Genomic DNA, 9,886 nt, shown 5'->3' on the forward strand with positions numbered 1-9,886 from the left:
GGGCAAATGATGAAAAAGACACTTTGGGGCTTAATAATAATCTTAATATGTGCTGGTCTTGCGATGCTTTTTATAAAGCCAAACAAGTATGATTTTAAGGCGCTTTCAGAGCATGGCGAAGTGAGCCTTAAAAACTATAACGGCAAGTATAAAGCGATATATTTTGGTTATCTTTACTGCCCCGATGTCTGCCCTACTACGCTCTCTCTTGTAGGCGATGAGCTAAATAAGCTAAAAAGAGACGACTTTGAGCTACTTTTCATCACCCTTGATCCTGAGCGTGACACGCCTGAAAATTTAACCCTAATGGCTAAAAATTTCTACAAAGATGCAGACGGACTAAAGATGAACGACCTGCCAAAAGTAGCTAAAAACTACAGTGTAAAATACCAAAAAGTACATCTTAAAAACTCTGCTATGGGCTACTCTGTCGCTCACAGCTCCGCTATCTATCTGCTAGATAAAGAGGGAAATTTTTACAGTGAAATTTCAAATTTAACTAGCGAAAACATCAAAGAAAATCTCTTAAATTTAATAAAAGATAGACCTTAAATTTATCTTGTAGATCAAAATTTCTTATTTTTAAAGAAAAATTTTTTAAACAGCTATACAATTCTTTTTAAACTAGCCGATATTGCGACAATGTAAATCATATGTAAAGGAATTCGTGTGAAGTCAATCACCAATAAAATAGCACTAATGCTAATAGTTGCTCTATGTATATCGTTTGTGGCTATGTCGGCCGCTAGCTACTACACCGCCCAAAATAAAACCATCGAGCTAGTCATCCAATCTCAACGTCAAATTCTAAAAGATGTAAAAAACGCTATGAATACATTTTTTGACGAGAATACACATGCCGCAAATGGCATCGCCCAAAGGCTAGAAAAGCTAGAGGATAGAAGCCAGATAAATGAAATTTTAAGCACAACAAAGCTAATCGTATCTCCTGAGATAGAGAGAATTTTTGTTGGATATGAGAGTGATGGTGCGATGTACCGCTCAAATGGTAAGAATGAGATGCCAAAAGACAATGGCTACGACCCAAGAACAAGAGACTGGTATAAGATCGCAAAAGGCTCAAAAGCAACTTTTTCTGATCCTTACAAATCATCAAGCTCAAATGCCATGATGATAGCGTTCTCAGCACCTATCGGTAATAAAGGTGTCGCTGCCATGAATGCTGATATTTCAAGTCTCAGTGAAGAGATCATGAGTATCAGCAAGACTGATTATAGTTATGCTTACGTAGTAGATAAAGATGGCAAGATCATCATCCACCCTGACAAAGATCTAGTCGGCAAAGATAATCCAACTACGATAGGTCTAATTAATAGATATAAAAATAAAGAATTTAATGAAAATGGTCTCATCGCTTATAAAAACACAAAGGGCGAGGATAGATATGCTGACTTCATAGAGCTAAACGATCGTGGCTGGCTGGCTATAACTGCCATGCAAAAAGATGTATTTACGTCAAATACTATGCCCCTCCTAAAGATCCAGCTAATCCTAGCAGTGCTATTTATCGTTATCCTCTCAGCATTTGTCTATTTCTTACTTAAAAAGTCTCTTAACCCTATAAAAACTATCCAGTCTAAGCTTGATGATCTATTTAAATTTGTAACTTACGAAGCAAAAGCACCAAGCAAACTAGAGGTAAGATCAAATGATGAATTTGGTGAGATGAGTAAAGCTATAAATGAAAACATCGATAAAGTCGTAGCTGGTATCAAAAAAGATAGCACTATGATAGATGAGCTAAATAAGGTAGCAAATCTAATGATCAAAGGAAACCTTGGAGCAAAGATAGGCTCAACTCCAAACAACCCATCACTAAATGAACTAAAAGAGCTACTAAATAAATTCTTTACATCTATCTCGGCAAATTTAAAGGGCATAACAAATGTTCTTAGCTCATATACTAAAAACGACTTTACAGCAAAGGTTGAGATAAATGAAGAGCTAGAAGCCGATCTAAAAGCTATGATACTTGGAGTATCAAATATGGGTGAAGTAATTTGCACTATGCTAAACTCAAATTTAAATGATGCCAAGATGCTTGAAGAAAAAGCTACAACTTTGGCTTCAGCTATGAAAGAGCTTACACAAGGTGCTAGCACTCAAGCAAATAGCTTACAAGAATCTGCTGCTGCAGTTGAGCAAATGTCTAGCTCAATGAATGCCATCTCTCAAAAGACAGCTGATGTTATAAGACAATCAGATGAAATTAAAAACATCATAACTATCATTAGAGATATAGCGGATCAAACAAACCTTCTAGCACTTAATGCTGCTATAGAAGCAGCTAGAGCAGGAGAGCATGGTAGAGGATTTGCAGTTGTTGCTGATGAAGTAAGAAAGCTAGCTGAAAGAACTCAAAAATCACTTGGTGAGATAGAAGCAAATACAAATGTATTAGCTCAATCAATAAATGAGATGAGTGAATCAATAAAAGAGCAAAGTGAAGGTATAAATATGATAAATCAATCAGTTGCTCAAATAGATAATCTAACAAAAGAAAACGTTGTAATTGCTAATAGAGCTAATGAAGTAACAAGCGATGTTGATAACATGGCTAAGACAATAGTAAGTGAAGTAAGAAAGAATAAATTTTAATCAAATTACTTCATAAATCTTCATAAATTTCAACCTGGTTTAAGCTGGGTTGGGGTTTAATCTTTTTAAATTCTAAATTTCAAATTTAACACTCAAGAGTTATCTATCAAATTTTAAAATTTATGAATGAGTAATTAAGCTAAGCGATAAGCGAAGCCAAATTTTAGTAGTCAATTCTTGCGAGTGAATAAAATTTTAAAATTTGCAAAGCAACCTAATTAAATTTAAATGTTTATTTCTTTGTTAAGGGGAAAGAGGCTTGAATTACGGTCTGCTTGCAGTTGCGAGCTAGCGAAGCAAAAGAGCTCCCTTCCCCCTTAACAATCCCCCAACCCCGACGACGTTATAGGTAGCATGCTTTAGTGCTTTGCACTGCATGCGATTTATTGCTTTAAATTAAATTTCACCTCACCTTATAGTGCACGCTACCGCCGTATGCGATATCTTCGGCTTTTACGTCATCGCTTGTTAAAATTTCGCTTATCTTGCCGTTTGCTTCAAGCCTCTCTCTATTTTCCTGAGCGTCTTCTTGGTAGCTATAAACCATCGCTACGCTTACCACACCGCTAATGCCCTCTATCATCTTAAAAACTCTGATCTCATCTTCGATGCTCTCTGAGCTAACGACCACCACGATCCTATCTTCTGCGTCAGTGATGATCTCGCACTCTTTTAGCTTGCTTATCTCGCCTTTTACGCTCTCATTTTTATTATCCGTATAGACTATCAGGCTTGAAATATTCATCTAACTCTCCAAAATAAAATTTTCTTCTCATAAGCAGAGGTTACTACCTCGTTGTCGCTTATGAAAACTATGCTATTTATCGTGCTTTGACCAGTTTTTAGCATCGCGATCTTATCCAAAGTGACGCTATCAACCAAATTTACATCGCTCATCTCATCGCTCATATAAGCTGCGATCTTGCCGTCACTACTAAGCCCCACGCCATAGACCAAAAAGCCAGTATTTATCTTTTTTAGCGTCCCAGCTGAGAAGATGCCAGCGATCCTGTCGGTGCCTCCGCTGATCATGACGCCATTTTTATAGGCGATGTCGTAGATATTATCAGTGTGGATATCTAAAATTTTGTCCATCTTTTTAGTGCGAACGTTGTAAAAATAGACCTTGCCACTCTCACAAGCGATCGCTAGCGTGCCTCTATCTTCGCTTATCTCCATGTCTGAGAGCATTGCGATAGAGATCTTAAAACTATCATAAATTTCGCCACTTTTTAGGTTTAAAAAGTAAATTTCATTGCTGATCGAGGCAAGAGCGACGTGCTCATCATCTAAAAATAGAGCCTTTTTTATCGCTTGATTAGCCATTTTTATGCTTTTTATCTGCCCATTTTCTCTTAGATAAAGCACCTTTGTAGCATAGTCGCCCTCGCTTAGGATGAGCATCTTGCCATTTAGCTCATCGACATTTAAAATTTTTGGCCTTTCATGGTCGCTAACGTAGGTTTTTATATCATCCATTTTGATGATCTCATTAAATTTAGACTCTTTTGGATCGTAAATTTCAACCGTGCCACCATCAGTTGCGATAAAAAGTTTGCCATTTATCAGCGTGGTGCCAAGCACATTTGCACTAGCTTCTATCTCTTTAATAGGCGTTGTGATCTCATTTGCAAAGATAAAATTTAGCAAGCAAAAAAGAAAAAATAAAACTCTCATAAAGCCTCCATCTCAAGCGAATTTTTAAAACAAACATCAAAGCACTCGCCGCAGCTTACGCAATTTTGATTGATTATAGGGCGAAAAACACCAAGAAACTCAACCGCTTTAAATTTACAAGCATCAAGGCAGTTGTAGCAAATCGTGTCATTCCACGCTAGGCAGCTAGCGACATTGATGCTAACCTTTGCGTTTATGCTCTTTGGTGAGCTTAAATTTAGCGTCGCGTGACCGCTACTTTGACAAGCTTTCGCGCACTCTTCGCAAAAGTCGCAGCCTAGCTTTTTAACTTTAAAAACAACTCTTTCATTTTCAAAGCTAAGAAGCTCTTTTTCACAGGCACTTACGCAGCTAGCCTCACAGCCAGCGCAGTCAAATTCTCCGCTAAAAAATGGTGGATCTATAAATTTGGGAGCAGGTTTTGCCCCCAAAATTTTACTAATTAGCTCGCGCCTGCTTTGCATTACTTAACGCCGTCATTTAAAACGTCTAGTAAATTTGACTTATGTGAGCCGTTTTTATCTCTAAAGTCAGGCTTAAATTTATTGCCAACAAGCTGAGTTACGCCATTTTGTTGCTCGACGTGGCAAGTTGTGCAGTTATATCTCTCATCATCAAGCTTGCCTGCAAGATCTTTTTTGTTTCTGATGTCATAAAAGTGAGAAGCTGGGATAGGAGTAGCTCCGCTATCTTTTGCAAACTCAGGCATGTGGCAGGTTACGCACATATTTGAATCTTTTGTGATAGGCACCAAACCCTCAGTGTCGTGTGGGATAAACGGAGGTGCATTTTCAAAAGATCTATCAAATCTCTTTGCCATACCGGCTGGCTCTTTTGTGTAGTTGATGTCTTTTAAAACAACGTCTTTATCATCTAATAAATCGACATTTCTAAGGCCGATTTGCGAATCGCTAATGCTTGGATTATTCAATGCACATGCCGCTAAAAAGGCAGCGCATAGTGCTCCAAGCGCCATTATTTTCATTTTCATTTTTCTCTCCTTAAATTTCTAATACTAAAATTTAGCGCCCCGTCGCCGCAAACGTCGATACATCTACCGCAGCTTATGCACTCGCTTGAGCTAACCGCGCGGCTCTCTTTGCCGATCATATCTAGCACTTGCACCTCTGGGCAGACGAGCTTGCACTTCATACATTTTGTGCAAGCATTTGCGTCGTGTTTTACTCTGATGAGAGCAAATTTTGATATCACCGCGTAAAATGCACCAAGCGGGCAGACGTGTGAGCAAATTCCACGCTTTAGCACGAACATATCAAAGGCAACTATGCCAATAGCAATACCAATGGCGCTAACTGAGCCATAGATGATGCCACGCTGAATGATGCCAACAAAGCTAATGCTCTCAAATGCTGGCAGCGAAAGAGCTAGGCTTAAGATAAGAGTGAGCGCTAGCAAGTAGTAGCGCAAATTTTTACTTACGTTTAAAATTTTCTCACCCTTAAAGCCAAATTTCTCTCTTAGCTTGTAAGCAATGTCAGTTAGTAAATTTACTGGGCAAACCCACGAGCAAAATGCCCTAGAAGCGACGAGCGCATAAAATGCAAAGACGATGATCGCGCCAATTACTGCATTTATGCCTACGCTAAAGCCTGCTAGTAAAATTTGAAGCACCGCAAATGGATCGCTTAGTGGAATTTGTCCAAAAAGCAAAGATGAGCTTAAATTTCCGCTAAGTATCTTAACTCCATAAACATTTCCTAGGATAAATAGCACTAGGATAGAAATTTGAGTTATTCGTCTTAAGATTAAAAATTTCATAGCTCACCACCATTTAGATAGTCAGTCGCCTTTTTGATGTCGAGCTTTATCTTGCTGTCGGCATCATCCACGCGCCTTTCATCTTCTTTTACCCAACCTTTGACGTAGTTATCGCCAACTTTACCAAGCACGACTTCACGGTTTAGCACGGTAATGGCTGCTTTTTCGGTGATACAGGCTCGCTCGCACACGCCACATCCTGTGCAGATATCGCTATCAACTACTGGGAGCAAAAACGCATGCTTTTGCGTCCTTTCGTTGCGGCGATACTCAAGATACAAGGCTTTGTCTATGAGCGGACAGGATCTGTAGCAAGCGTCGCACTGTATGCCCCAGTATGCCACGCAGTTTTTCATATCGACCACTGCAACGCCCATTTTGGCTTTATTTATGTCTAGTTTGCCAGCTGTGCTTACTAAATTTGCATCCAGCGCACCAGTCGGACAGGCTGGCACGCAAGGGATATGCTCGCACATATGACAAGGAATTTTTCTAGGCTCAAAATAAGGCGTACCGACACTTATACCATCTTCAAGAGTAGCAAGCTTTAGCGTATCAAATGGACAGGCCTCTACACAAAGCCCGCATCTAATACAGCTTTTCAAAAACTGCTTCTCCGCTTTCGCACCAGGCGGTCTAAGAAGTATAAGCGGTGAGGCTTTGGCACTAAGCGACCATATAAAGCCTCCGCCAAGAGCTAAGATCGCTGCCTTAGCTCCAAATTTCAAAGCTTCTCGCCTACTTGAAAATTCCATATCAGCCACTTTTACGCCTTGTAAATTTTAACCGCGCACTTTTTATAGTCTGTCTCTTTTGAGATCGGGCAAGTAGCGTCAAGGCAGACTTTATTTATAAATACGTTTTCGTCAAAGAAAGGCACATAGACAAGTCCTACTGGCGGCTTATTTCTACCTTTTAGATCTACTCTAGCTTTTACCTTGCCGCGGCGTGACTCGACCCAAACGATCTCGTTTTGAAGCACGCCAAGCTTTTTAGCGTCATCTTCATGCATGTAGCAAAGTGCCTCTGGAACAGCTCTATAAAGCTCAGGAACACGCATAGTCATCGTGCCTGTATGCCAGTGCTCTAGAACACGGCCAGTACATAGCCAGAATGGATAATCTTTGCTTGGCATCTCGCATGGATCCATGTAAGGGCGGAAGAAAATTTTTGCTTTGTTTGCAAGAGGAGTTTTCTCTTGATTTTTCACACCTTTTAGATCGCCTGTTGGAAGGGCTGCGTTTTTGTTGCCGTAGAATGCAAATTTATCATTTGGAGCAGCTTTTTTAGCGTATGGGTCAAATTTAGTATTAAATCTCCACTGAGTCTCTTTGCCATCAACAACTGGCCATCTTAGACCTCTTACTTTGTGGTAAGTGTCAAAGTCAGCTAGGTCGTGGCCGTGGCCAACGCCAAATTTTCTATACTCCTCCCAAAGATATTTATGGATGAAAAATCCATATCCTTTAAATTCTTTACCATCAGAGCCGATCACTTTTCTGCTGTCACCAAAGACCTCAGTGTTGTCATAGTTTTCCATGATCGGATCGTTTGCGCTAAATTTCTTAGCATCTTCATTTGCAAAAAGTACGTCAAATAGCGTATCTTCTTCGCTATATCCCATAGCTTTTGCAGCTTCAAGCACGCTTGGAAGTGTTACTTTGTCATTTAGCTTTTTCTCGCCCCAAACATCTTTTAGCTTAAAGCGCTTACTAAACTCAAGCATCTGCCAGATATCAGGCATCGCTTCGCCCACAGGGAGTACTTGCTGTCTCCAGTGCTGTGTCCTTCTCTCAGCATTACCGTATGCACCCCATTTTTCATAGATCATCGCAGTTGGGAGGATAAGGTCAGCTACTTTTGCAGAAATTCCTGGATAAGGGTCACTTACGACGATGAAGTTGTCCATTTCGCGAGCTGCTTTGATCCAGTGGTTTGCGTTTGCAGTGTTTTGCCATGGGTTATTTACTTGAACCCAGATAAATTTAACCTTGCCATCTTCAAGATCACGCATCATTTTTACATAGTGTGAGCCTGGAGTGCCGTTTAGTGTGCCAGCAGGAAGTTTCCAAATTTTTTCAGTGATCTCTCTGTGTTTTGGATTGCCGACAACCATATCAGCTGGCAAGCGGTGAACGAATGTTCCAACCTCTCTTGCTGTTCCGCACGCACTTGGCTGGCCAGTTAGAGAAAAGGCGCCTGAGCCTGGAAGTGCTTGCTTGCCAAGTAAGAAATGCACCATATAAGCTTGCTCATTTACCCATGTGCCGCGTTGGTGTTGGTTAAAGCCCATAGTCCAGAAGCTAACGACTTTGCGATTTTTCTCGATGTAAAGATCAGCAAGTGCTTTTAATTTTTTCTTAAATTCATTGATATCTTCGTTTGGATCGCCTTTTGCTACCTTAGCTGTAAAGTCAAGTGTGTAAGGCGCAAGAGCTTTTTTGAACTCTTCAAATGTTATTTGCCAGTGATCGCCAGCCTTTGCAGCGTTTTTGTTTTCTAACGTATCACCAGCTTTTAGACCAAGATAAGAAAGCGTAACGCCCTCAGCCTCGCTTAGCACCTTTGATTTCTCAGTCGCAGCTGTATCTAGCTCGCTTGGAGCATATTTTTTGTGGTGGATGTCTGGACGAAGACCATATCCGATATCAACTGGGCCAGCTGTGAAGACGCAGTGTTTTTTGACAAATTCTTCGTCTATCATCTCTGGGTGGTTATAGACTATCTCACGAGCGATGTAGTTCCAGATAGCAAGGTCAGATGACGGAGCAAAAATGATCTCTATATCGGCTAAATTTGATGTTCTAGTTGAGTAGGTGCTTAAATTTACGACCTTTACTCTATCAGGATCGCTAAGCTTTCTATCGCTTACGCGCGCCCAAAGGATCGGGTGCATCTCAGCCATATTTGCGCCCCAAGCTATGATGGTATCTGTTAGCTCGATGTCATCAAAGCAGCCTGATGGCTCATCGATACCAAAAACTTGCATAAAACCAAGAACCGCACTTGCCATACAGTGTCTTGCGTTTGGATCGATGCTATTGCTTCTAAAGCCACCTTTCATAAGCTTAACAGCTGTATAGCCCTCTGGGATAGTGTATTGACCAGAGCCAAGCACGCCAACGCCGTGAGGTCCAAGCTCATCATAAGTCTTTCTAAACTGAGCCTCCATCACGTCAAATGCTTGCTTCCAGCTTACTTGCTTAAATTTACCTTTTTTGTCAAATTCGCCCTTTTCATTTACACGTAAAAGTGGATGAGTGATCCTATCTTCGCCGTACATGATCTTAGCGTTAAAGTAGCCTTTGATACAGTTTAGACCGCGGTTTACTGGTGCTTCTGGATCGCCTTTTACAGCTACTATCTTGCCCTCTTTTGTAGCAACCATGATGCCACATCCAGTTCCACAAAATCTACAGGCAGCCTTATCCCAACGCCAGCCTTTTTCAGCTTCGTTTGCCGCACTTAGCGAGCTTGGCACAGCAATGCCAGCACTAGCACAAGCAGCACTAGCTGCAGCACTTTTGATGAAATCTCGTCGATTCATTTTTTCTCCTTAAAAGATTTAAACAAATTTAATAGATATTATCCTCATTAAACTTATTTACCCCTGATTTACATAGATAAATTTTTTAATAAACTTAAAACATAAAATTACATATTAGTTTAAGAAAATTTATATAAATAGCCCTTTATAAAAGAGATGATGCGATAGTTTAAAGCAATTTTTCTACATATTTATAGGGATTTTACAAGTAAATCTTAAAAAAATAAATTATAAATTTATTTAAATAGCTGAGTAGAAATGTAA

General features: G+C 40.1%; 9 protein-coding genes and 1 pseudogene. 3 read left to right on the forward strand and 7 right to left on the reverse strand.

What is annotated here, in order from left to right; genetic code table 11:
- Positions 1–9: 9 nt before the first annotated feature.
- The 3 genes and pseudogenes from F3G88_RS05540 (at position 10) to F3G88_RS10730 (ending at position 2,619) form a co-directional block, all read left to right on the forward strand.
- Positions 10–552 carry an SCO family protein gene (locus tag F3G88_RS05540; protein ID WP_149715576.1) on the forward strand — a complete coding sequence of 181 codons (543 nt, stop codon included), beginning with the start codon at positions 10–12 and terminating at the stop codon, positions 550–552.
- A 183-nt stretch (positions 553–735) separates the two neighbouring features.
- Positions 736–1,419, forward strand: a pseudogene (locus F3G88_RS10725) (cache domain-containing protein); the annotation flags it as partial.
- Positions 1,420–2,178: 759 nt separating this feature from the next.
- Positions 2,179–2,619: a methyl-accepting chemotaxis protein gene (locus F3G88_RS10730; protein ID WP_410369037.1), complete on the forward strand. Its 441-nt coding sequence runs from the start codon at positions 2,179–2,181 to the stop codon at positions 2,617–2,619.
- Positions 2,620–3,022: 403 nt separating this feature from the next.
- On the opposite strand, the gene F3G88_RS05550 is transcribed toward F3G88_RS10730, so the two are convergent.
- From F3G88_RS05550 to napA, 7 genes are read right to left on the reverse strand one after another with little or no spacing between them, the layout of a single operon-like run.
- Positions 3,023–3,364: a chaperone NapD gene (locus F3G88_RS05550; protein ID WP_002939660.1), complete on the reverse strand. Its 342-nt coding sequence runs from the start codon at positions 3,362–3,364 to the stop codon at positions 3,023–3,025.
- Complete coding sequence (locus F3G88_RS05555) at positions 3,361–4,296, reverse strand: WD40 repeat domain-containing protein (RefSeq protein ID WP_103648054.1); 936 nt, start codon at positions 4,294–4,296, stop codon at positions 3,361–3,363. Before F3G88_RS05555 ends, F3G88_RS05550 begins: the two co-directional genes overlap by 4 nt.
- A complete protein-coding gene (locus F3G88_RS05560) occupies positions 4,293–4,760 on the reverse strand; it encodes a 4Fe-4S dicluster domain-containing protein (protein ID WP_149715578.1) in 468 nt (155 codons plus the stop codon). The genes F3G88_RS05555 and F3G88_RS05560 overlap by 4 nt, the downstream gene beginning before the upstream one ends.
- Entirely contained in the window at positions 4,760–5,287 is a 528-nt protein-coding gene (locus tag F3G88_RS05565) for a nitrate reductase cytochrome c-type subunit (protein WP_002939541.1), read from the reverse strand. The genes F3G88_RS05560 and F3G88_RS05565 overlap by 1 nt, the downstream gene beginning before the upstream one ends.
- Entirely contained in the window at positions 5,284–6,075 is a 792-nt protein-coding gene (napH, locus tag F3G88_RS05570; protein ID WP_149715579.1) for a quinol dehydrogenase ferredoxin subunit NapH, read from the reverse strand. Before napH ends, F3G88_RS05565 begins: the two co-directional genes overlap by 4 nt.
- The gene (gene napG / locus F3G88_RS05575) at positions 6,072–6,830 is read right to left on the reverse strand and encodes a ferredoxin-type protein NapG (protein ID WP_228027415.1); all 759 of its coding nucleotides are present in this window, start codon (positions 6,828–6,830) and stop codon (positions 6,072–6,074) included. Before napG ends, napH begins: the two co-directional genes overlap by 4 nt.
- 11 nt (positions 6,831–6,841) lie before the next feature.
- Positions 6,842–9,622: a nitrate reductase catalytic subunit NapA gene (gene napA / locus F3G88_RS05580; RefSeq protein ID WP_149715580.1), complete on the reverse strand. Its 2,781-nt coding sequence runs from the start codon at positions 9,620–9,622 to the stop codon at positions 6,842–6,844.
- Positions 9,623–9,886 lie beyond the last annotated feature (264 nt).

The organism is Campylobacter concisus (assembly GCF_902460675.1).
GTDB classification, from domain to species: Bacteria; Campylobacterota; Campylobacteria; order Campylobacterales; family Campylobacteraceae; genus Campylobacter_A; species Campylobacter_A concisus_AJ.

Excerpts from the sequence above, each read along its gene's own strand:
- F3G88_RS05555 (WP_103648054.1), bottom strand. The coding sequence starts at position 4,296 with ATGAGAGTTTTATTTTTTCTTTTTTGCTTGCTAAATTTTATCTTTGCA.
- F3G88_RS05540 (WP_149715576.1), top strand. The coding sequence starts at position 10 with ATGAAAAAGACACTTTGGGGCTTAATAATAATCTTAATATGTGCTGGT.
- napH (WP_149715579.1), bottom strand. The coding sequence starts at position 6,075 with ATGAAATTTTTAATCTTAAGACGAATAACTCAAATTTCTATCCTAGTG.
- F3G88_RS05560 (WP_149715578.1), bottom strand. The coding sequence starts at position 4,760 with ATGCAAAGCAGGCGCGAGCTAATTAGTAAAATTTTGGGGGCAAAACCT.
- F3G88_RS10730 (WP_410369037.1), top strand. The coding sequence starts at position 2,179 with ATGAATGCCATCTCTCAAAAGACAGCTGATGTTATAAGACAATCAGAT.
- napA (WP_149715580.1), bottom strand. The coding sequence starts at position 9,622 with ATGAATCGACGAGATTTCATCAAAAGTGCTGCAGCTAGTGCTGCTTGT.
- F3G88_RS05565 (WP_002939541.1), bottom strand. The coding sequence starts at position 5,287 with ATGAAAATGAAAATAATGGCGCTTGGAGCACTATGCGCTGCCTTTTTA.
- F3G88_RS05550 (WP_002939660.1), bottom strand. The coding sequence starts at position 3,364 with ATGAATATTTCAAGCCTGATAGTCTATACGGATAATAAAAATGAGAGC.
- napG (WP_228027415.1), bottom strand. The coding sequence starts at position 6,830 with ATGGAATTTTCAAGTAGGCGAGAAGCTTTGAAATTTGGAGCTAAGGCA.